Genomic DNA, 20,353 nt, shown 5'->3' with positions numbered 1-20,353 from the left:
CCGGGCTCAGCTACAAGCTAGCTACTTGCTGCCAGCGTACCCCAGTTCCTTATCCACCAGGTTGAACAACTCCTCGCCTTTGTGCCAGCGGTCGAAGTTCTCCAGGAACTGGTCGGTCAGGGCTCGCTTCCAGCCGATGAAGTCGCCGGCCATGTGGGCGGTCATGGTGACGTTCTCCATGTCCCAGAGTGGGTGATCTTCTGCCAGCGGTTCCTCTTCGAAGACATCGAGTCCGGCGCCGGCAATCTCGCCATTTTTGAGGGCTGTGATCAGATCATTGGTTTTGACGATCGGGCCGCGTCCAATGTTGATCAGGCGGGCGGAGTTTTTCATGGCCTTGAAGGCTTTCTCGTCAAACAGGCCTTCGGTCTGGGGCGTCAGAGGTGCCGCAATCACCACGAAGTCCGCGTGACCCAACTGCTCATAAATATCGTCGTTGCCGTGCACCGCTACAAAATCCGGATCCTCTTTTCTCGGTTTGCGGGCAATGCCGTGTGCCTTTAATCCGGCAGCGCCGACCAGGCGACCAATCTGGCGGCCAATAGAGCCGGCACCGACAACCAGAACCTGCTTGCCCTCAGCCCGTTCCGTATCCCGATGTTTCCACTGGTGCTTCATCTGCAGCCGGATGGAGTTAGGGAAATCCTTGGCGAACATCAGGATGGTGCAGAGCACATACTCGGCAATGGTGCGGTCGAAAATGCCCCGGGCATTGGTCACGGTGACATCACCCTTGATCAAGTCCGGGAACATCAGCGCATCGACGCCAGCACTGGTAGCGTGGATCCATTTCAGCTTGTCTGCCGTGTGCCAGGCGGCCGCCAGGGCCTCTGTGCGAAAGTCCGTCACCATCATGATGTCGGTGCCGGGCAGGGTGTCGCGAAGGGTTGGCTCGTCACAGGCAAAGCGCACATCCGCGCGGGCCCTGACTGCGTCCATCCCCGGCGGTTCCTGTTCCCCTGGCGCGGTGAGAACGGTAACAACAGGTTTGCTGTGCTGAGTCATTGAGCCTCCGCTTTTGTGATGAATGACTATGTGTGACTGACGATCGCCCATGAGGGTATTTACAGTCTGGTCGGCAGGTACTGTCGGGTCAACTTGCGTGGCAACAGATTTTGCTCTGACGGCGGTGATGGCGGTACTTTCACGTACATCATCTTTATGACGTTTTGTCTTGTAGAGGCCTTTCATACTGACTAACCTGCAGGAGTAGATTCTATTTGCCCCTTTGCAGGAGGTGTTTATGGCAGAAGCCGCCAACAAAGAAACCGGCCAGACCAAACCGCGTAGAGTGAAGTACCGGAAAACCAAGGCCAGTTGGAACCCTGCCATGCAGGCGATCCCGGTGCCGGGCATCCGGCGCATGGTGAATATGGCGGCCACCATGAAGGATGTCATTCATCTTTCCATCGGTCAGCCGGATCTGCCGACCCCCAAGCACGTAATCGATGCCTACATCGATGCGCTCAATGCGGGGCAGACCGGCTACACCATGGATGCCGGTCTGCCGGAACTGCTGGTGGCCCTGCGTGACTACTACGGCAAGCGTTACAACCGCAAGCTGACCCGGGATAACATCCTGATTACCAGTGGTGCCACAGAGGCCATGTACCTGGCGATTTCCGCTACCTCTGCGCCAGGTCGGCAGTTTATCGTGACGGATCCGTCATTCCTGCTCTATGCACCACTGATCCGAATGAACGGTGGTGAGGTGAAATTTGTCCAGACCCGGGCGGAAAACAACCACCAGTTGGACCCGGATGAGGTTATCCGGGCCATGGGGCCCCGTACCTTCGCGCTGATCCTGAACAACCCCAACAATCCGACCGGGGCGGTTTACCCGCGCAGTACCGTTGAAACCATCCTTGAAGAGTGCGCCTACCGGGGCATCCAGGTTTATGCGGACGAAGTTTACGATCACCTGATCTTCGACGATGACGACTTCGCCAGCGTGCTGAACTGCTCGATGGACCTGGACAACATCATGTGCATCAGCAGCTTCTCGAAGACGTATAGCATGGCGGGGCTGCGTGTAGGCTGGGTAATTTCCAGCCAGGCGGCGATCAAGTCGCTGCGGCGCTACCACATGTTCACCACGTCGGTGGCCAACACGCCCTCCCAGTTTGCCGGTGTGGCCGCTCTGACGGGGGACCAGCAGTGCGTTCGCGATATGGTCGATATCTATCGTGAGCGTCGGGACAAGGTGGTTGAGCTGGTTGACCAGACGCCCTACATGACTGGCTACAAGCCTGGTGGTGCCTTTTTTGCGTTTCCCGACCTGCCGCCCCATGTAGATGGCTCGGATCTGGCCCTGCGGATGCTGAAAGAAACGGGCGTCTGTATGGTGCCCGGTGATGCCTTCGGCGAAGGGTGTACCAACGCCGTCAGGATCAGTTTTTCCACAACCTGCGAGAAACTGGAAGAGGCGTTTGATCGCGTCATCCCGTGGATGGCCAAACAACAGTTCTGAGGTGATGCCATGTCAGCCCTGGACTCGGTATTGATTCAGTGCCCGTACTGCTGGGAGACGCTGGATATCAGCGTCGACCCTTCAGTGCCGGAACAGGAGTATGTCGAGGATTGCCAGGTCTGTTGCAGGCCCATCCTGTTGCACGTGGTTTTTGATGACAATCTGACGCCTCAAGTGGAGGCCCGGGCTGAAAATGAATAGAACGCCGCTGTATCTCTTTCGGGCGCTACTGGTTTTGATGCTGGTGCTCGCCAGCGGCTGTGCCAGTCTGTCGCCCTATTCGATTTCTGAAGGTGAGTTGGAGAGACATCTCCAGGATGTGGTGCGTGAATTTGATCGCAACCAGTTGAACAGCGGTTCTCCGCTGAGTCTGAGTCTCGATGATGCAGACATTACCCTCGGGCCCGATGGCCGGGACGTGGCAGTAATCGATGTGAGGGGGCAGGTTGCCCTGAATGCGTTGATGACAAAGCTGCCCGTAGATATTGCCTTGAAGGTTGAGGGTGCGCCGGTTTACGACAGTGCTGAAAAAGCCATTTTCATACGACGGTTGCAGCTTCTGGAGAGCAGTATCGACTCCCCCTTCTTCAAAGGAGATCTGAAGCCTGTAACCGATACGGTGATGCGGCTCGTGGCCCAGATGCTGGAGACCATGCCGGTGTACCGGCTGGACGAAACCGACTTCGCCCAGCGTATGTTCGGTATGATGCCTGTGGATGTGCGCGTGGCACCTGGCCGACTTGAATTCGTCATGGCCGACCAGTAGCCCTGATTTACTGAGATAGCCTCTCGCAGATCGCAGAGCCGATTTCGTGGGTGCCTCGCCGGCTACCGGAATTTTCGGCCAGATCGGCAGCCACTGCATCGAACAGTTCTTTGCCCGCGGCGGCAATGGCGGGATCTTTGCGCCCCAGCCATTCGAGCATGCGGGCGGCGGTGAATAGCATGGCGGTGGGGTCCGCCAGGCCCTGTCCGGCGATGTCCGGCGCGCTGCCGTGGGTGGGTTCGAACATGGAAGGCATATCCGGATCGGTGGGGTTCAGGTTGCAGGAAGGCGCAACCCCCATGCCGCCTGACAGCACCGCGGCCAGGTCCGTCAGGATGTCGCCCTGCAGGTTACTGGCCACCACCACGTCGAATGCCCAGGGGCTTTGCACGAACTTCATGCAGGCGGCGTCCACTAGTTCATGGTGCGTGGCCACATCCGGGTACTCCTTGCTGATTTCTTCAAAGGCCTCGGTGTACATATCGCCCCAGTAGCGCAGGGCATTGCGCTTGGTTACCAGGCACACCTGGCTTTCGCAGGTTCGGCCATCGAGTGTCCGGAATGTTCGCGTCCGGCCTTCCTTTACCCGATCTGCCGCGCGGTTTCGGGCCTGTTCAAATCCGTAACGTATGATCCGGTCAGTTGCCTTCCGTGTGAACACCTCCATCTGGGTGGCTACCTCGTCTGGCGTGCCCTTGCGTAATCGACCACCCTGGCTGACGTACTCACCCTCCGAGTTTTCCCGAATCACCAGCATGTCGATGTCCTTGGCGCGCTCATCCGCCAGGTATTGGCGGGCACCGGGAAGAAGCCGGGCCGGGCGCTCGCAGACCCACTGGTCGAACCCTTTGCGCATGTCCAGCAGTGGCGCCAGGGAAATGCTGTCCGGTAGCAGGTAGCGGTCCGGGTCGTCCACAGGGCCGGGATCCCCGAGGGCGCCCAACAGAATGGCATCGTACTTCTGTAACTGCGCCAGGGCATCCGCCGGCATGGACTCTCCATGCTCTTCGTGCCAGGCGTGGGAGGGCCAGGGGAAACGCGTCCACTCGATGTCCAGGCCGTGTTTGGCGCGCAGGGTTTCCAGGCAGCGCACAGCCTCGGCCACCACTTCGGGGCCTATGCCGTCGCCCGGGGTTACAGCGATGCGGGTAGATTGGGCCATTCGGGAAACTCCTTTTGTGGACAGACACGTATAAGCGACAAACCCCAGTTTAGTCATGTAAACGGGGGATGCCACCGTTTGACATGCTTTAACCATAAAGTGGTTTTACCGGGGAGGGGTTCGAAGCTATATTGGATTGAAAATACGTCTTATTGACAGTGTAAAACCGCCAGAAGTGAAGTCAGGAGTTGAAGTGAACCAGCCCGCCGTACTTTTTGATGAGTCTCATTGTGAGCAATGCGCCTGTGGGGAAGGGTTGGATTTTTCCTTTACCTTTGCGTTCCAGCCCATCGTTGACGCTCTTAACCGATCCGTCTACGCCTATGAAGCCCTGGTAAGGGGGACCGACGGTGAGGGCGCCATGAGCGTTCTTTCGAAGGTGAATGAGCGCAATCGCTATGCATTTGATCAGGTCTGTCGGGTCAAGGCGGTCAAGCTTGCGGCCCGGCTGAAAATGGAGCCAATGCTCAGCATTAACTTCATGCCCAATGCAGTGTACCGAGCCGAGTACTGTATTCGGACAACCCTTGCAGCGGCCAAGACCTACAATTTCGATACTCGTAAAATTATCTTCGAGCTGACCGAGGATGAGGCGCTGACTTCAACCTCTGTTGATCACCTTGTGTCCATCATCGAGGCCTATCAGGAAATGGGGTTCAGTACGGCTATTGATGACTTCGGCGCTGGCTTCTCCCGTTACAACATCATGATGGCAAGTCCGCCCAATCTTCTTAAACTGGACATGGCACTGGTTCGTAATATTCATACCGAGCCGAACAAGCAGGCGGTGGTGGCCGGGATTATCACGATGATGAAACAACTGGGCGGTGAGATTATTGCCGAGGGCGTCGAAACCGAGGAGGAATATTTCTGGTTGCGGTCTCAGGGAATTAATCTCTACCAGGGCTATCTGTTTGCCAAACCGGGGTTTGAATGCCTTCCGGAGCCCGAGTTTCCGGCCTGATCGGCCTCTAAACTGACAGGAACAACACCTTGCTATACCGAATGATCACCATTGTCGGCGGACTCGTTTTTGTCATCATCCTGTTCGCCCTGATCTGGTTTTTCTGCAAGAAATTTCTGGAGCACCACGGCGTTACTGACCAGGTAAAAGACCGCGCCATGGTTCTGGCTACCTGGACCTTTGCCGGGATCAGCGTTGGGCTGGTTTTCGCGGTGGTTGGCGCGTTTGTCCTGGGTCCCTGGGCGTTCTACCGAACCCTGCGGGGCCACGGTGTGGAAATCTCCGATGGCGCCGCTGTCTGGTGGGGGCTTGCTATAGTCTTGGCCTCCCTGGGCATCACGGCTATCGGATTTTTCGGTTTCCTGATGCTTGTCGGCGCTTACTGATTCTCAGCTGATCGCCTTCAATTGCTCCCGGAACCAGATCAGCGCCGGTTCTCGCTCGTAAGCCTTGTGCCAATAAAGGTGAACGTCGATGGATGGCAGGTCTGCTGGCGGATCCATGATCCGGATATTGGCCCGCTGGGCAATGATGCGGGCGTAGGCTTCGGGCATGGTCAGCAACAGATCGGTGTCCTCCACCACTCTGCAAGCGGCGTAGTAATGCTGGCACCTTAGGCGGATGCTGCGCTGGACCCCCAGCCTCGATAGCTCGAAATCCTCAATCCCGGGCCCCTCGGTACGTGAAGACACCAGCACGTGTTTTGCGGACAAGTACCCTTCCATGTCCAGGGCCCCTTCTGCTAGTGGGTGACCCTCCCGTGCCAGAACCACGAGCCGGTCGCGCCGCAGCAGTTCGTGGGAGGTCTGATTGCTCACGGGCAATAGCACATCCACGGCAAAATCCAGTTTGCCCGCCGCCAGTTGCGTCTCCATATCACGCCGCGCAATCCGCTGACTGACGATCTCCAGTTCCGGGTAGGCGTCCAGTCGTGCCATCAAGCGGGGCAGGAAGGTGGATTCCAGGATGTCTCGCAACCCGAGTGAATAGGTTTTGCGCTGGGTGGCCGGGTCAAAGGCATGAAACTGGTTTACCGCACCCTGGATCTGGGTGAGCCCCGGTCGCATGGACTCGAGGAAGCGCCGGGCCAGGGGCGTTGGCACCATCTGGTTGCCCTGGCGGGTAAACAGCGGATCATCAAAGTGGTCCCGAAGCCGGGACAGCGAGTGACTGACCGCTGGTTGGGTCAGATGCAGTGCCCTGGCCGCGCGGGTCAGGCTTCCTTCCCGGTAGATGGTGTCGAAGACGTGCAGCAGGTTCAGGTCCAAGCGATTGAGGGCCATGAGCGGGTCCGTTCTTTGGAAATTTTGAATAAGTATGGTTAATAATAAACGATAAGAATAATTCAGTCGCGTAATAGTTAAGTCATCCCTAGACTGGTCTCAACGTGATTATTCCGTGCACGCCACCGTGCAACCGTTAGCGAGGAGACGGCGATGGATTTCAATATTTCCGAGAAAGGACAGGATTATCTCAGCCGCGTGAAGCAGTTCATGAAGGATGAGATTTTTCCTATTGAAGAGCAGTACCACAAGGAGCTTGCCTCCCTGGATAACCGCTGGGTTGTGCTGCCGATCATTCGGGAGCTGAAGGAAAAAGCCAGGGCCCAGGGCCTCTGGAACATGTTCTTCCCGGACGAAAAATACGGCTGCGGCCTGCTGAACTCAGACTATGCCCTGATTGCCGAGGAAACCGGGCGCAGCTTTATTGCGCCGGAGATCTTCAACTGCAACGCGCCGGACACCGGGAATATGGAAGTATTGATCCATTACGGCTCCGAAGAGCAGAAAGCCGAGTGGCTGCCGCGCCTGCTCAGCGGTGAGATCCGCTCCGCCTTCTGCATGACCGAGCCGGCGGTTGCCTCTTCCGATGCCACCAATATGGAGGCGACTGCCGTTGTTGATGGCGACGAAGTGGTTCTGAACGGCCGCAAGTGGTGGAGCACCGGTATCGGACACCCGGACTGCAAGGTTGCCATCTTCATGGGACTTACCGATCCGGACGCCCACAAGCATCGCCGTCATTCCATGGTGCTGGTGCCGCTGGACACCCCGGGCGTCAAGATCGAGCGTATGCTGCCGGTATTCGGCGAATACGACGAGCCCTACGGCCACGGCGAGGTGCTGTTCGACAACGTCCGGTTGCCCAAAAGCGCCTTCATCGCCGGCCCGGGCCGCGGTTTCGAGATTGCCCAGGGCCGTCTGGGGCCAGGCCGCGTGCACCACTGCATGCGGGCCATCGGTGCGGCGGAGCGTACACTGGAGATTCTGATCAAGCGTGCCACCACTCGTGAGGCCTTCGGGCGGCCGATCGCCAAGCTGGGCGGTAATCCGGATATCATTGCCAATGCCCGCATGGCCATTGAGCAGGCTCGTCTGCTGACCCTCAAATGCGCCTGGGCATTGGATACCAAGGGCATCATGGGGGCACTTCAGGAAGTCTCCATGATCAAGGCGGTGATTCCGTCCATGCTGCAAACCATTGTGGATCAGGCCATTCAGATTCACGGTGGTGCCGGGGTCAGCGACGACGATTTCCCGCTGACGCAGCTGTTTGCCTATGCCCGTGTTTTACGCCTGGCGGATGGCCCGGATGAGGTGCATCGGGCTATGGTGGCTCGTCTTGAATTGCGAAAGTACAAGAACTGATAGCTCGGTGGCGGAGCGGGCGGGGCTGGCCTTCTGAAACACGCTGTGGATACGTCCATGTACGCTTGGCTACGCCATCCATGGCTCCGCACAGTTTCAGAAGGCAAGCCCCGCCCACTCTCGTATACCTGTGAGTTAAGCTGACTAAAAATCCGATACAACGGGAATCACCATGACACAAAGAGTATTCATCACGGGCGGCGCAAGCGGACTTGGCCGCGCCATAGCACTGCGTTATGCCAAAGAAGGCGCCAAAGTTTGCATCGGCGACATTAACCCGGAGCAGGGTGTTGGCGTCGAGAAAGAGATTAATGCCGCCGGAGGCGAGGGCTACTTCGTCGAGTGCGATGTTCGCCGGCTCACGGATTTCGAAAAGGTCCGCGATGATCTGGTGAAGAAATGGGGTGGCGTTGATGTGGTGGTGAACAACGCTGGCGTCGCCTCTGCCGGTTCCATTGAAGATACCACCATGGCGGATTGGGAGTGGATTCTCGATATTAACGTGCTGGGTGTGGTTCGTGGTTGCAAAGCGTTCACGCCGCAGTTCAAGCAGCAGGGCTCCGGGGCGTTTGTGAATGTGGCTTCCATGGCCGGGCTGATGCTGGCGCCGTTAATGGATAGCTACAATGTGACCAAGGCCGGGGTGATTGCCCTGTCTGAAACCCTGAGCCAGGAGCTTCGGGATGCCGGTATTCATGTGAGCTGCGTGTGCCCGGCGTTTTTCCAGACCAATCTGACCAGCAGCATGCGTTCGGACATTCCCGGCATTCAGCAGAATGTGAACAAGCTGATGAAGCGCTCCACGGTAACCGCCGAGGATGTGGCCGAGGATATTTTCCGGTCGGTGGAGAACAAGAGTTTCTGGGTACTACCCCATGCCAAGGAGCGCCGCATGTGGATGCTCAAACGCCATGCGCCCAAGGCTTTCGACTGGCTGATGCATCAGGAAAGCAAGCGCTGGATGAACAAGATGGGTGGCAGCAAGGCCTGAGTGCGCTGTCCCAAACTGTCTTAAACTTAAGATTCAAAAGGAGAGTCCTGAATGACCCAGATCGACGAGGCCGTGGACATCCGGGAAGGCGAGGAACTGGACATCGGCGCCGTAGACCGGTTCATGAAAGCGGCGATCCCGGATCTGCAAGGCGAGCCAGAGATTCGTCAATACCCGGGTGGCGCCTCAAACCTGACCTATCAGGTGGATTACGGCGACCGTTCCTACGTGTTGCGCCGGCCGCCGTTCGGCAAGATCGCCAAGTCCGCCCACGACATGCTGCGTGAGGCGAAGGTCATGCGGGCGCTAAAACCGGTTTATCCCTACGTGCCCAACATCATTGCCATTTGTGATGATCACGACGTGCTGGGTTGCGATTTCTATGTGATGGAACGGTTAAAGGGCATCATTCTGCGCCAGGACTTTCCCAAGGATTTCGAACTCAGTGAAGCCGATACCCGCAAGCTTTGCCTGAACGTGATCGACAAGCTGGTGGATCTTCACCGTGTCGATGCCAAAGCAGCAGGCCTGGACAAGTTGGGCAAGGGCGAAGGTTACGTTCAGCGCCAGATTGGCGGCTGGAGTGACCGTTTCCGCAAGGCACGCACCGATGATGTGGGCGACTTCGAGCAGGTCATGAGCTGGCTCAACGACAAGATGCCCGAGGACATTGCCCAGGTCGTGATCCACAACGATTTCCGCTTCGACAACGTGGTGCTGAATCCGGGCAACCCGTTCGAGGTAATCGGCGTGCTGGACTGGGAGATGGCAACCATCGGCGATCCGCTGATGGATCTGGGTAACAGCCTGGCTTACTGGATTGAGGCGGACGACGAAGGCCCGTTCCAGATGCTGCGTCGGCAACCGACCCATCGCCCTGGCATGCTCACCCGCAAGCAGGTGGTGGAGTATTACATGGAGCAGTCCGGCTTTATGGTCGACAACTTCGATTTCTATGAGATCTACGGCCTGTTCCGGCTGGCAGTTATCATCCAGCAGATCTATTACCGATTCTATCATGGCCAGACCAAAGACAAGCGTTTCGCTGCCTTTGGGCACGCCGCCAATTACCTTGAGAAGCGCTGCCAGCGACTGATTGCGGAGAGCTCCCTGTAATGGCGACGATTTATCTGGTTCGTCACGGCCAGGCCAGTTTCGGGAAGGAGAACTATGACCAACTCTCTTCCACCGGCTGGGAGCAGGGCAGGGTGCTTGGCCGCTGGCTGGCCGGCAAAGTTGAACCGGCGGCGATTTTCGGGGGCGATCTGGAGCGCCACCGGGAAACCGTCGAAGCCATCGCCACCGGGTACGGATCCAAACTGCCCGATATGCAGGTGGTTCCCGGCTTCAACGAGTTTGACCACACAACCGTGGTGGCCCGGTACCGCCCGGAGTGGAGTGACCGCGCGGTGATGGCGCGGGATCTCAAGACGTTCCCCAAGCCGGCCAAGGCGTTCCAGGAGGCCTTTGTACACGCTGTGCATCGCTGGGCCTCGGGTGAGTATGACCATGAGTACGAGGAAAGCTGGCCGGACTTCAAGGCCCGTGTCCTGGCGGCCTTCGAGGAGATGATCGAGTACGCCGATGGCGGCGACGTGTTGGTAGCGACCTCTGGCGGGCCCATTTCCGTGATCGCCCAGCATCTGCTGGGCCTGGATGACGCTCGGGCACTCGGCCTCAACGAGGTCATTGCCAACACCAGTGTTTCGCGAGTCCTGTATTCCGGCCCACGGCGTAGCCTGGCCGTTTTTAATAACTACAGCCACCTGGAAGCGGATGACCCCGCCCTGGTGACATTCCGATAGTGAATTGAGGTGAACGAATGAGCAGCAAGAACCTGTTTGATCTTACTGGCAAGGTTGCCCTGATTACCGGTGCCAGCCGCGGCATCGGCGAGAGCATTGCCCGCACCCTGGCCGAGTATGGCGCCCACGTCATCGTAAGCAGCCGCAAGATCGATGGATGCGAAGCCGTTGCCAGCAGCATCCGGGATGCCGGCGGTAGCGCCGAGGCCTACGCCTGCCACATTGGTGATATGGACCAGATCGAGAGTATCTGGGGGCACATTGAGCAGACCCACGGCAAGCTGGATATTCTGGTGAACAACGCTGCCGCCAATCCCTATTTCGGGCCGGTGGAAGACACCGATCTGGGCGCTTTCAACAAGACCGTGGATGTGAATATCCGGGGCTATTTCTTCATGTGCGCCCGTGGCGCCCAGATGATGAAGAAAGCCGGTGGCGGTTCCATTGTGAACGTGGCCTCCGTGAACGGTGTAAATCCGGGCCACTACCAGGGCATCTACTCGGTCACCAAGGCCGCCGTGATTTCCATGACCAAATCCTTTGCCATGGAGCTGGGCCAGCAGAAAATCCGCGTGAATGCGCTGCTGCCGGGGCTGACCGATACCAAGTTTGCCAGCGCCCTGACTACGAACGAAGCCATCAAGAAGCAGGCCATGGCTCACATTCCCATGAAGCGGGTAGCGGATCCAAGTGAAATGGCGGGTACCGTTCTGTACCTGGTTTCCGATGCTTCCAGCTATACCACGGGCGCTTGCATCAACGCCGATGGTGGTTACCTGACGGTCTAAGTGTAGTCTCAGGGCAGGTAGGGGCCAGATGAAAGTCTTCATCTGGCCCCTTGTTCAATTCGGCGGGAATATCAGGCCGGCGAGCAGGTCAATGCTTCAAAATCGTTTTTGAGCTCTACTGCCCGATTCTGCAGATGGGCCAGTGTTGTGTTGTCACCTGCCAGGATCAGATCATGCATCAGGGACGCCATGGCAACGCGACTCTCCGCCATCATGGCTTTGTAGGCCTCGCCCCTCACCTCCTCGGAATTGAGAATCAGATATTCCAGTTCCGCCTCAAACGTAGGCTCGTCTCTTCCCTCCAATATCTCCAGCAGTGCCAGTTGCCAGTTCCTTCGCCCCTGCAGCCAGATTTCAGTCTGGGCGCCCCGATTGGCTGACCATTGCCGCACGATGTCTCGTTGATTACTGTTCAGTTCTCCCAGCCAACGTTCGACCCGCTCTGCGGTTCTCTCGGCCCGGGCCTCGGCTGTCGCTTCCGGGGAATCGGCCAGGAATTCCTCTTCCATTTCCCGCTGGCTTTGCCCCATGTTGTCCGCCAACTCCTGTACCTGCTCATCGCTCAGGCTGGAGAGAAGGTTTGTTGCGACCGGGGCTGCCCGTTCCAGAAGACTCGGGAAGAAACTGAAAAGTTGCTGCTGATGGTACTCTATAGTGGCCTGATCGGGTGGCTTGTTGGATACGTCAGACTCGAGTTCATCCAGCCAGGCCTGATAACGGGGCAGCTCGGCACTGCAATGCCATTGCCGGAGTTGTGCAATATCGTTGTTGAGTTGCTGCTTCTGGTCGGCGGTAAGTGACACGTAGTCCTCAACCCACCACACAATGCCCCAGTCCGCATATCGATAAGCCACCTTGGTCGAACTGCAGCCAACCAGACCAAACGCCAGTACCAGAATGAGAACAAAGGGTTTGGCAAAACTGGTTGCGCTCTCGTGACCGGTATCCATGGCTCACCTGTCTTGGTAAAAAGGCGTATCGAAAAAGGGTTGCAAGCTCACTATCATTCAGCGTTTATTGATTAACAGTGTACGACATATCACGCCTTTCAGATGCTGCTCCGAGGAACGCTGGAGCATTGTTCAGGAGAAGTCATGAGCAAAATGAGACTTTCACGTCTACGCCAGCTGATTTTCGGCTTTTACATGTCCGGAATCATGTCCCTGCTGATGTCCGGGGTGATCACTTTCATCAATACGGGCATCGACAGTGAGTTCCATTACAGATGGGGACCGGCTTTCCTGGTCGCCTGGGCCGTTGCCTTCCCTCTGGTGACCTTCATCGCTCCGCTTGCCGGGAAGATGACTGAGTTCACCATGCGCAGACTTGACTGATTGCGTACACATGTAAGCTTAAATGTTAAAAGATGCAAATCCGTTCGTTCTGACTCCCCGTAAATGCATTGACGCATGATTCATGGACTGAATTTATGCAGGTTCGAACCACTCAAATCCTGGTAAACAACCTCTACAAGTGGGGAGTTGAAACAATGAATACAAAATACGCTTTACCGATGGTTTTAGCGGGCAGTGTCATGCTGTCCGGGTGTTGGCTTGATGACGATGATGATCCAGCAACCACCAGTGTCCGAGTCCTGCATGCATCTTCGGATGCACCCGCGGTAAATGTACGGGTGAACGGTGATGTTGTTGTCCCCGGTGCTGATTATAAGCAGGCCGCTGTTTTGACGCCGAGTGCTGGAGTTGCTGATATTGCTGTCGACGGATTGCTCCCGGGCGGTGAGACTGTGACAGTGATTTCTGCCGATGGGGTTTCGCTTCGTTCCGATACCAGCTACGACGTGATTGCAGTTGGTAAAGTTGGCGACGAGACCATCGAGCCTCTGATTCTGACCGATGATGGCGCCCGTGATGATGCCAACAGCGCGCGTTTGAGGGTTGTTCATCTTTCGCCCGAGGCCCAGACCGCTGCCGCTGGTCCAGTGGATGTATATGTGACAGCTTCCGGCGATCCGCTTCCTGCCGAAGCTACCTTCAGCTTCTCCTTCAAAGAAAGTGTAGGCCCACTGGAGCTTCCGGCCTCAGACGACTATCAGATTCGGGTCACTCCTGCAGGTTCAGACACCGTTGTTTATGACAGCGGGCAGATTGGCTTGCCGGCAGGTTCTGATCTTCTGGTCGGCGCCGTCGACAATACTGGTGCGAATGGCGATGCAAGCCCGATCAGCTTAGTCGTACTTAATGGCAGTAATGTTGCCGAAATTTTCGACGCAGGCCAGGACGCCGGCGTGCGCGTTGTGCATGCCTCTTCCAACGCACCTAACGTTGACGTTTTTGTTGGCGAAACAGGTTCGGCGGCATTGTCTGACATCCCGTTCGGCAGTGTTTCTCCGTTCGCCTTCCTTGATGGCTATGCTGCTTTGCCGGCCGGGGATACCCGAGTTCGGGTTGCTGCTGCTGGAACCGGTCTCAGTGGTGGGCAGGTTGTCATTGACGAGACACTGCCACTCGTCAACGGTCAAGGCTATAGCGTTCTTGCGGTTGGGCAGTTGGATAACATCGAAGCGCTCGTCGCAGAGGATACTGTTCGCAGCATCGCGACCCAAGCCTCTTTGAGAATTGTTCACGCGTCCACTGCCGCCGGCAATGTCGACATCTATCTGGTACCGGGCACTCAGGACGGTATCGGTAACGCAGATCCGGCTCTGTCAGACGTGCCCTTCAAAGCCGTAACAGATTACCTGCCGATAGCGGATGGCACATATAACGTTTACATTGCGCTGGCAGGCACTGGTACACCGGCGATCACCGCCGAAGGTGTTGAGCTGAATGCAGGTGGAGTCTACACAGTGGTTGCGCGGGATGCGGATCCTGATAATGCAGATCCAGCGTTGCAAGCGTTGGGGCTTATCTTGTTCGATGACTTCGTAGGTCAGCCCCAGTAAAACGTGTTGTTAAAGCTTTGAGTTGAGCCCCGGCCACGGCCGGGGCTTTTTATTGAATACTGGTTTCAGAAGTGCCGGAGTCGGCATGGGAAATGGCAGTCCCGGTCGGCGGCCGGAAATGCAGCGAATACAGAATCCGGTCCAGCACGGCCTGGCCGTTCCAGGCAGGATCGTTATTGACCATCCCCACCACCGCCCAGGTGGTGTTATTCGAATCGCGGGTGAATCCGGCGATCGATCTCACGTTTTCCAGATAACCGGTTTTGATGCGGCCCTCACCATCCATGCCGGTATTGCGCAGGCGGCGTGCCATGGTTCCATCCATAGCGATGATGGGCATGGAGGCCATCAGGTCCGCCGAATACGGGCTGTTCCACGCGTGTTGCAAGATCTGCGCGCCCTGGCGGGCGGTAATGCGGCCATGCCGGGTGAGGCCGGCGCCGTTGTCGATCACCATACCGGCGGTGTTGATACCCTTGTCTTCAAGCCAGTCATAGATCACACGAATGCCGGCAACCCGGTCATCGTTCTCATCTTCCAGACGGTTCTCCGCACCAATGGTAAGCAACAGCTGGCGAGCCATGACGTTGCTGCTCCACTTGTTGATGTCCCTCACCATGGTGACCAGATCCGGCGAGGTGGTTTTCATCACCAGCCGTGCATCTTCCGGCGTGACTCCGTTGAGATCGCCGCCCGAGACCACGACCCCGAGGTCTGCCAGCAAGGAACGGATCAACGAGGCGCTGTACTGCTCATGGGGCAGCAACGACAGGTAGGTGGTGGTTCGGCAGCCCTGGGGCAGTTCACCGGTTACCCGAACAGTCACCCGTTGGTCTTCATGAATAATGGGTTCCCATTCGAAGTTTCGTCGCGACGGGCAGGGGCCCTCAGCGGTGGCAACCACGCGGTTGTCGATGACGACTTCACCCAGGGAGGGCGTACTCCAGGCCTGTGTGCCACGCTCGTCGGCGCGGATCTGGAAGTGCATCAGGTTGAGGTTGGTCAGGTAGGCGGAAGGTTCTACCAGGAATGGCGCGTGGGGGTTGTCGCCGTTGTCCTCAAACGCAGGAAAACCACCGTCCACCTGGAAGTAGGTGCCATCAAGAATCAGGTCGCCCTCAATTCTGGTAATCCCCATGCTGCGCAGCTCGCTCAGCGTTGTCCAGAGCCGTTCGATGGTGAGCTTCGGGTCGCCGCCAAAGCGGACGTAGAGATTACCTTTGAGGGTGTCGCCGGCCATAACGCCGTCGGTCAGGAAATCGGTATCCCAGTGGTGATTGGGGCCGAGTAACTCCAGTGCCGCAAAGGTTGTCACCAGTTTCATGATGGAGCCAGGACTCATCAGGGCATCGGCATTGATGTACTGATTGATGCCGGGGCCGTTCAGGGGAATGGCCGCCATGCTCATGGCATCTTCATTCTGCAGGGACTGAAGCGCGTAATCCTTCAGCTGATTGGTCCAGAGGCGATTGCCGGAGAAGCCGGAGTCATCGTTCTCGGCGACTGCGACGGAAGGAGCCGCCATCACAGTGAAGGCCACGAGGGATGCCAGCATAGCCCGCCTGAATCCAGGACACAGTTTTTCTGCTCTTGATGAGCCTGAGCGTCGCATACCCTTGATAACCATCATCACCGTCCAGTGAGTTCTTATACTTCAACAATAGCCCATCCTGGCCGTTTGTACTATGCAGAAAAGCTCTACATGACGTTAAAAAATGGCAGTAGTGTCGTTGTTTGTATTGAATTTTTGTGACGCGATGTAAGTGCCCTTGCGAATCATGGAGTTAGGTGGACAAAAATTAACCTTCTGGTTGTCAATGACCCTGTTATCAGATTTTCGGCTGCTTTTTCCGGCATCTGGGTCATGGAATTGGGACCGAAAAGGGCGTTTCCTAGATAGTGTGTAACCAAGTGTTCCGAAAACAACGAAAGGAGGGCAACATGATCGGTATTCCATTGGGTCTTTTGACTGCGAATGCCGTGGAATGGGTATTCCATAAACACGTTCTTCATGAACTGGGCCGGAACCGGGCAAGTTTCTGGTCGTTTCACTGGCATGATCATCATCGCAATGTGCGTCGAAATGGCTTCCTCGATGACGATTATCGCAATCCGCCCCTGACCTGGAACGCTCAAACCAAAGAGGTGGCTGCACTGGTTGCGGGGGCTGCAGCAGTCACTCCACTGCTGCCTGTGGCACCATTCTTCGTAGGCACCCTCTACTACAGTGCCTGGAATTACTACCGGGTCCATAAGCGCTCACATCTGGATCCGGATTGGGCGAGGGAGAACCTACCCTGGCACTATGATCACCACATGGGACCAAACCCCAACGCCAACTGGTGCGTGACGAAGCCCTGGTTTGACCACATCATGGGCACCCGGGAGCCAATGGAAAATCGTCAGATTGCGTGATAATGGCGTGGTCTCCAAAAAAAGGTTTGTTTATGTCGAATATGCTGTCTCATAACGTCCACGTGCTGGGCTCGGTCGCCACATCGTCGCTCACTGCCTGGCGTGGTTGCCTGGTGGTAAAAAATGTTCCCCAGCCGGAAAAGCCGATCGTGCTCTATGACATGGAAGGCTGTCCTTATTGCCGTCGTGTTCGTGAAGCCCTGACTGCCCTGAATCTGGATGTGGACATCCGGCCCTGCCCGACGGGTGGTTCGGTTTTCCGGGCCCAGGCAGAGGCTCTGGGAGGCAGGCAACAGTTCCCGCTGCTGGCGGATCAGAACACGGGCACAGTCATGTACGAATCCGAGGAAATCATCGAGTATCTGTTCCGGCAATATGCCGGCCGGTCGGTGCCTTCCTACTATCGCGGTCGGGTCTGGCAGCCGGTCCTGGGTTCGGTAGCTTCTGTGACCAGTGCCATGCGGGGGCTGAGGGTCAGCCAGGGCAAGCGTCCGGAGCAGCCTTTGCACCTCTGGAGTTTCGAGGGCAGCCCGTTTTCACGGCTGGTGCGTGAGCGGCTTTGTGAACTGGAAATTCCGTATACCCTGCATAATCTGGGCAAGGAGCACTGGACTGAAATCGGGCCGGCGAAGCAGCGCATTAAACCAGGGCCCTATACCCCGATTCCCGGTGGCAAGCGGGATGCGTTTTTCCAGGTGCACAAGCGGGTTCAGGTGCCTTATCTTGAAGACCCCAATACCGGGGAGGGCTTGTTCGAGTCTGCCCGCATTCTGAAATATCTCGATGCTCACTACGGGAACTGATTTGTTGGTAAGACTGTCAGCCATGTAGCTGCCGCCCGGGTGGGTCATCCCTTCTCCAGACACGCCGTAAATACTTCCATGTAGGCTCGGTCGGGCCATCCATGGCCCTCCACGGGCTGGAGAAGGGATGACCCACCCGCGCTGTTCGGGCATTGTGCTATTCGCACTGAAATTTATGTCAGTGGGGGAGCCGATATGGCGAATCGGATCACGCGAAGGAAGTTTCTTATCAGTTCCGGCCTGGCTGGAATTGCTCTCAAATCCCCGATGCTTTTTGCAAACACGTCGGGAAACGCTGCTTCATCTCCTATCATGCGCAGGATTCCCGGTATGGACGAATCCATCCCTGCGATCGGTATGGGCACCTGGATTACGTTCAACGTGGGTGGCGACACGCAGCTGGTTCAGCAGCGTACCAGGGTTTTGAAGACCTTTTTCGATTTGGGCGGAACCGTTGTGGACGGCTCGCCGATGTATGGCAGCGCAGCGGATGTCATGGGTGAAGCGCTGGACTCTCTGGACGCCCACGACCGGATTTTTGCAGCAACCAAGATCTGGACCGGCGATGAATCAGAAACCCGGGCGGAGGCTGCGCGTTCGAGCAGGCGCTGGGGTGTTGAACGGTTCGATCTGTTACAGGTGCACAATTTGCTGGGTTGGCAAGGGCATCTTGAAACCCTCAAGCAGATGAAGGCCAACGGTGAGGTTCGGTATATCGGCATCACCACGTCCCACGGTCGACGGCACCGGGAGTTTGCACAGATCATGGAGCGGGAATCGCTGGATTTCGTGCAACTGACCTATAACGTTCTGGATCACGAGGTTGAGGATCGGTTGCTGCCACTGGCCCAGGAGCGAGGCATCGGGGTGATTGTTAACCGGCCGTTCCAGGGTGGTTCGCTGTTTCGCCGGTTCCAGTCCGAGCCGCTGCCGAATTGGGCCGGGGAGGTCGGCGTCAGCAACTGGGCAGAGTTCTTTCTCAAGTACATCATTTCCCATCCGGCCGTGACCTGTGCCATCCCGGCCACGAGCAAGGTCGAGCATATGAAGGAGAACATGGGCGCACTCTATGGCGCGCTTCCGAATGCCGGCCAGCGCCAGCGGATGGCGGATTACGTGAGGTCTCTGTGAGTGGTGCGGATTGGCTGAGCTACTCGCTGCAGGATTTTGTGATGTTCGGGCCGCAGGTGTTTCTGCGGCTGTTTGTTCGGATCAACCAGGATCTATGGCCCTGGCAGGTGCTGGCGGTGGTTGCTGCCATTGGCATTCCTGTTCTGCTTCTCAGGCAGGGGCGGAACGCACGGCGTCTGGCTGTCGGGCTGATAGCGGTTGCCTGGGCAGTCAGTGGCTATGGCTTTCTGGTGGGCTATTTCGGCCCCATTAACTGGCCGGCGGTTTGGTTTGGCTGGGCCTTTGTGGCGCAAGGGGTTCTGCTTGCCGCCGCGATGTTTTCCGGTGGCGTTCGTGAGGCCGCGCTACCATCTGGCCGATTTGTTGCCCTCTGGCTGATCGTGGTTTGTGGTTTGCCCTGGTTGGCCGTAGCGGAGTCTGGCCAGTGGCAGGCGCTCGCGCTGTTTGGCATCGCGCCCGGAACCACCGCAGCGGCCGGTGCCCTGATTGTTGCAGTGATAACCGGGCCCTGGCGTTGGCTTTACCTGCCGCTGCTGGTGTTGTGGAGTCTGTTCAGCGCGGCCATGTTCTGGGTGCTGCAAGCTTGGTGGTTGCTGGTCGCCCCTGTGGCTACGCTGTTTCTGGTGGGTGCAGGCTCCTGGCTCAGTCCCAGGACGGCGCAAAGTCCGGATTAGCGATGCGTTCGTTACGGTCGAGTTCGTCAATCGCGCGTATTTCCTCCTCGCTCAACTCAACCTCCAGCGCCTCCAGGTTGGCCTTCTGGTGTCCCGGGCGTGTGGACGAAGGGATGGGCACAACGCCTCTCGATGCCACCCAGGCAATAGCCACCTGGGCCGGCGTCAGGTTTCGCTCACCGGCAATGCGTTGCAGTGTTTCGTCCTCCATCACCTTGCCGACTGCCAGCGGCATATAGCCAGTAACGGTAATGCCGAGCTTCTGCGCATGCTCCACGACCTTGCGGTTGGCGAGGAAGGGGTGCACCTCTACCTGGTTGGTGAAAATGGGTGTGTCGCCCAGGATCTCTTTCGCCTCATCCATCTGGGCGCAGGTGAAGTTGGAAATGCCGATGTGCTCGGCCAGCCCTTCGCGCTGGGCATCCCTGAGGGCACCAAGATATTCTTTCATGGGCACTTCATCGCCGGGCGATGGCCAGTGAATCAGGGCCAGATCCACATGGTCGGTTTTCAGCCGCGCAAGACTGTCGTGCAGGCTGTTGATCAGGTCGCTGGCGTGCAGCTGGTCAAACCAGATTTTGGTGGTCAGGAAAATTTCCCGGCGCGGAATGCCGCTGGAGGTAATGCCATCGCCAACTTCCGCTTCATTCTCGTACATCTGGGCGGTATCAATATGGCGGTAGCCCAGGGACAGGGCGCTCTTGACGGCGTCACGGGCGTCATTGCCCTTGAGCCGGAAAGTTCCCATGCCGATTTTCGGAAGTGCGCTGAATGACATAATGTCCTCCTTAGCGAATCATGTGTTTCTAAAGTGGTGCCGGCAGACTGGTT

Annotated in this window: 22 protein-coding genes; 16 read left to right on the top strand and 6 right to left on the bottom strand. The window is 57.3% G+C overall.

The window, feature by feature from the left end:
* Nucleotides 1–21 precede the first annotated feature (21 nt).
* Entirely contained in the window at nt 22–1,005 is a 984-nt protein-coding gene (locus A8B84_RS08540) for a D-2-hydroxyacid dehydrogenase (protein WP_201257871.1), read from the bottom strand.
* A gap of 238 nt (nt 1,006–1,243) precedes the next feature.
* Here A8B84_RS08540 and A8B84_RS08535 point away from each other — a divergent pair, with 238 nt between their 5' ends.
* Genes A8B84_RS08535 through A8B84_RS08525 form a run of 3 tightly spaced genes read left to right on the top strand, consistent with a single transcriptional unit; the run spans nt 1,244 to nt 3,236 of the window.
* Nucleotides 1,244–2,470: a pyridoxal phosphate-dependent aminotransferase gene (locus A8B84_RS08535; protein ID WP_064227150.1), complete on the top strand. Its 1,227-nt coding sequence runs from the start codon at nt 1,244–1,246 to the stop codon at nt 2,468–2,470.
* A 9-nt stretch (nt 2,471–2,479) separates the two neighbouring features.
* Nucleotides 2,480–2,671: a CPXCG motif-containing cysteine-rich protein gene (locus A8B84_RS08530; RefSeq protein ID WP_064227151.1), complete on the top strand. Its 192-nt coding sequence runs from the start codon at nt 2,480–2,482 to the stop codon at nt 2,669–2,671.
* The gene (locus tag A8B84_RS08525) at nt 2,664–3,236 is read left to right on the top strand and encodes a DUF1439 domain-containing protein (RefSeq protein WP_064227152.1); all 573 of its coding nucleotides are present in this window, start codon (nt 2,664–2,666) and stop codon (nt 3,234–3,236) included. Before A8B84_RS08530 ends, A8B84_RS08525 begins: the two co-directional genes overlap by 8 nt.
* A gap of 7 nt (nt 3,237–3,243) precedes the next feature.
* On the opposite strand, the gene A8B84_RS08520 is transcribed toward A8B84_RS08525, so the two are convergent.
* Nucleotides 3,244–4,398 carry an isocitrate/isopropylmalate dehydrogenase family protein gene (locus A8B84_RS08520; RefSeq protein WP_064227153.1) on the bottom strand — a complete coding sequence of 385 codons (1,155 nt, stop codon included), beginning with the start codon at nt 4,396–4,398 and terminating at the stop codon, nt 3,244–3,246.
* Between the two features lie 193 nt (nt 4,399–4,591).
* Here A8B84_RS08520 and A8B84_RS08515 point away from each other — a divergent pair, with 193 nt between their 5' ends.
* Together A8B84_RS08515 and A8B84_RS08510 are read left to right on the top strand one after the other, a co-directional pair.
* Nucleotides 4,592–5,362: an EAL domain-containing protein gene (locus A8B84_RS08515; protein ID WP_201257870.1), complete on the top strand. Its 771-nt coding sequence runs from the start codon at nt 4,592–4,594 to the stop codon at nt 5,360–5,362.
* Between the two features lie 29 nt (nt 5,363–5,391).
* Nucleotides 5,392–5,748, top strand: a complete 357-nt coding sequence (locus tag A8B84_RS08510) for a hypothetical protein (protein ID WP_227512633.1) — start codon at nt 5,392–5,394, stop codon at nt 5,746–5,748.
* Between the two features lie 3 nt (nt 5,749–5,751).
* Here the strand turns inward: A8B84_RS08510 and A8B84_RS08505 are convergent, their stop codons facing one another.
* Nucleotides 5,752–6,645: a LysR family transcriptional regulator gene (locus A8B84_RS08505; protein ID WP_064227155.1), complete on the bottom strand. Its 894-nt coding sequence runs from the start codon at nt 6,643–6,645 to the stop codon at nt 5,752–5,754.
* A gap of 153 nt (nt 6,646–6,798) precedes the next feature.
* On the opposite strand from A8B84_RS08505, the gene A8B84_RS08500 reads away from it, so the two are divergent.
* The 5 genes from A8B84_RS08500 (at nt 6,799) to A8B84_RS08480 (ending at nt 11,594) form a co-directional block, all read left to right on the top strand.
* On the top strand, nt 6,799–8,010 hold the full coding sequence (locus A8B84_RS08500) for an acyl-CoA dehydrogenase family protein (protein WP_064227156.1): 1,212 nt from the start codon (nt 6,799–6,801) through the stop codon (nt 8,008–8,010).
* 172 nt (nt 8,011–8,182) lie between these two features.
* Nucleotides 8,183–9,001: an SDR family oxidoreductase gene (locus tag A8B84_RS08495; protein WP_064227157.1), complete on the top strand. Its 819-nt coding sequence runs from the start codon at nt 8,183–8,185 to the stop codon at nt 8,999–9,001.
* Nucleotides 9,002–9,052: 51 nt separating this feature from the next.
* Nucleotides 9,053–10,117: a phosphotransferase family protein gene (locus tag A8B84_RS08490; protein ID WP_064227158.1), complete on the top strand. Its 1,065-nt coding sequence runs from the start codon at nt 9,053–9,055 to the stop codon at nt 10,115–10,117.
* Entirely contained in the window at nt 10,117–10,806 is a 690-nt protein-coding gene (locus A8B84_RS08485; RefSeq protein WP_064227159.1) for a histidine phosphatase family protein, read from the top strand. The genes A8B84_RS08490 and A8B84_RS08485 overlap by 1 nt, the downstream gene beginning before the upstream one ends.
* Nucleotides 10,807–10,823: 17 nt before the next feature.
* Nucleotides 10,824–11,594, top strand: coding sequence for an SDR family oxidoreductase (locus tag A8B84_RS08480; protein WP_064227160.1), 771 nt, complete (start codon nt 10,824–10,826; stop codon nt 11,592–11,594).
* A gap of 71 nt (nt 11,595–11,665) precedes the next feature.
* On the opposite strand, the gene A8B84_RS08475 is transcribed toward A8B84_RS08480, so the two are convergent.
* The gene (locus A8B84_RS08475; protein WP_064227161.1) at nt 11,666–12,544 is read right to left on the bottom strand and encodes a DUF6279 family lipoprotein; all 879 of its coding nucleotides are present in this window, start codon (nt 12,542–12,544) and stop codon (nt 11,666–11,668) included.
* A gap of 144 nt (nt 12,545–12,688) precedes the next feature.
* Here A8B84_RS08475 and A8B84_RS08470 point away from each other — a divergent pair, with 144 nt between their 5' ends.
* Nucleotides 12,689–12,928, top strand: coding sequence for a DUF2798 domain-containing protein (locus A8B84_RS08470; protein ID WP_064227162.1), 240 nt, complete (start codon nt 12,689–12,691; stop codon nt 12,926–12,928).
* A 95-nt stretch (nt 12,929–13,023) separates the two neighbouring features.
* Nucleotides 13,024–14,499, top strand: coding sequence for a DUF4397 domain-containing protein (locus A8B84_RS08465; RefSeq protein WP_082905121.1), 1,476 nt, complete (start codon nt 13,024–13,026; stop codon nt 14,497–14,499).
* Nucleotides 14,500–14,548: 49 nt separating this feature from the next.
* Here the strand turns inward: A8B84_RS08465 and dacB are convergent, their stop codons facing one another.
* Complete coding sequence (gene dacB, locus A8B84_RS08460) at nt 14,549–16,054, bottom strand: D-alanyl-D-alanine carboxypeptidase/D-alanyl-D-alanine-endopeptidase (protein ID WP_138103016.1); 1,506 nt, start codon at nt 16,052–16,054, stop codon at nt 14,549–14,551.
* Nucleotides 16,055–16,440: 386 nt separating this feature from the next.
* Here dacB and A8B84_RS08455 point away from each other — a divergent pair, with 386 nt between their 5' ends.
* From A8B84_RS08455 to A8B84_RS08440, 4 genes are all read left to right on the top strand, one after another.
* Nucleotides 16,441–16,914: a sterol desaturase family protein gene (locus A8B84_RS08455; protein ID WP_064227163.1), complete on the top strand. Its 474-nt coding sequence runs from the start codon at nt 16,441–16,443 to the stop codon at nt 16,912–16,914.
* A gap of 32 nt (nt 16,915–16,946) precedes the next feature.
* A complete protein-coding gene (locus A8B84_RS08450) occupies nt 16,947–17,717 on the top strand; it encodes a glutathione S-transferase N-terminal domain-containing protein (protein WP_082905120.1) in 771 nt (256 codons plus the stop codon).
* 330 nt (nt 17,718–18,047) lie between these two features.
* Nucleotides 18,048–18,848, top strand: coding sequence for an aldo/keto reductase (locus A8B84_RS08445; RefSeq protein WP_227512634.1), 801 nt, complete (start codon nt 18,048–18,050; stop codon nt 18,846–18,848).
* Nucleotides 18,845–19,522, top strand: coding sequence for a DUF6064 family protein (locus tag A8B84_RS08440; protein ID WP_064227165.1), 678 nt, complete (start codon nt 18,845–18,847; stop codon nt 19,520–19,522). The genes A8B84_RS08445 and A8B84_RS08440 overlap by 4 nt, the downstream gene beginning before the upstream one ends.
* Here A8B84_RS08440 and dkgB read toward each other — a convergent pair.
* Nucleotides 19,491–20,300, bottom strand: a complete 810-nt coding sequence (dkgB, locus tag A8B84_RS08435) for a 2,5-didehydrogluconate reductase DkgB (RefSeq protein ID WP_064227166.1) — start codon at nt 20,298–20,300, stop codon at nt 19,491–19,493. The genes A8B84_RS08440 and dkgB overlap by 32 nt on opposite strands.
* Nucleotides 20,301–20,353 lie beyond the last annotated feature (53 nt).

The sequence above is a fragment of the Marinobacter sp. EhC06 genome (genome assembly GCF_001650915.1).
GTDB lineage: Bacteria > Pseudomonadota > Gammaproteobacteria > Pseudomonadales > Oleiphilaceae > Marinobacter.
Note: the sequence above shows the minus strand (reverse complement) of the source record. Positions and strands in the feature narration are given on the sequence as shown.

Excerpts from the sequence above, each read along its gene's own strand:
- A8B84_RS08500 (WP_064227156.1), top strand. The coding sequence starts at position 6,799 with ATGGATTTCAATATTTCCGAGAAAGGACAGGATTATCTCAGCCGCGTG.
- A8B84_RS08525 (WP_064227152.1), top strand. The coding sequence starts at position 2,664 with ATGAATAGAACGCCGCTGTATCTCTTTCGGGCGCTACTGGTTTTGATG.
- dkgB (WP_064227166.1), bottom strand. The coding sequence starts at position 20,300 with ATGTCATTCAGCGCACTTCCGAAAATCGGCATGGGAACTTTCCGGCTC.
- A8B84_RS08520 (WP_064227153.1), bottom strand. The coding sequence starts at position 4,398 with ATGGCCCAATCTACCCGCATCGCTGTAACCCCGGGCGACGGCATAGGC.
- dacB (WP_138103016.1), bottom strand. The coding sequence starts at position 16,054 with ATGCTGGCATCCCTCGTGGCCTTCACTGTGATGGCGGCTCCTTCCGTC.
- A8B84_RS08540 (WP_201257871.1), bottom strand. The coding sequence starts at position 1,005 with ATGACTCAGCACAGCAAACCTGTTGTTACCGTTCTCACCGCGCCAGGG.
- A8B84_RS08475 (WP_064227161.1), bottom strand. The coding sequence starts at position 12,544 with ATGGATACCGGTCACGAGAGCGCAACCAGTTTTGCCAAACCCTTTGTT.
- A8B84_RS08450 (WP_082905120.1), top strand. The coding sequence starts at position 16,947 with ATGTCGAATATGCTGTCTCATAACGTCCACGTGCTGGGCTCGGTCGCC.
- A8B84_RS08465 (WP_082905121.1), top strand. The coding sequence starts at position 13,024 with ATGCAGGTTCGAACCACTCAAATCCTGGTAAACAACCTCTACAAGTGG.
- A8B84_RS08530 (WP_064227151.1), top strand. The coding sequence starts at position 2,480 with ATGTCAGCCCTGGACTCGGTATTGATTCAGTGCCCGTACTGCTGGGAG.
- A8B84_RS08535 (WP_064227150.1), top strand. The coding sequence starts at position 1,244 with ATGGCAGAAGCCGCCAACAAAGAAACCGGCCAGACCAAACCGCGTAGA.
- A8B84_RS08470 (WP_064227162.1), top strand. The coding sequence starts at position 12,689 with ATGAGCAAAATGAGACTTTCACGTCTACGCCAGCTGATTTTCGGCTTT.
- A8B84_RS08485 (WP_064227159.1), top strand. The coding sequence starts at position 10,117 with ATGGCGACGATTTATCTGGTTCGTCACGGCCAGGCCAGTTTCGGGAAG.
- A8B84_RS08445 (WP_227512634.1), top strand. The coding sequence starts at position 18,048 with ATGGACGAATCCATCCCTGCGATCGGTATGGGCACCTGGATTACGTTC.
- A8B84_RS08490 (WP_064227158.1), top strand. The coding sequence starts at position 9,053 with ATGACCCAGATCGACGAGGCCGTGGACATCCGGGAAGGCGAGGAACTG.
- A8B84_RS08505 (WP_064227155.1), bottom strand. The coding sequence starts at position 6,645 with ATGGCCCTCAATCGCTTGGACCTGAACCTGCTGCACGTCTTCGACACC.
- A8B84_RS08480 (WP_064227160.1), top strand. The coding sequence starts at position 10,824 with ATGAGCAGCAAGAACCTGTTTGATCTTACTGGCAAGGTTGCCCTGATT.
- A8B84_RS08495 (WP_064227157.1), top strand. The coding sequence starts at position 8,183 with ATGACACAAAGAGTATTCATCACGGGCGGCGCAAGCGGACTTGGCCGC.
- A8B84_RS08455 (WP_064227163.1), top strand. The coding sequence starts at position 16,441 with ATGATCGGTATTCCATTGGGTCTTTTGACTGCGAATGCCGTGGAATGG.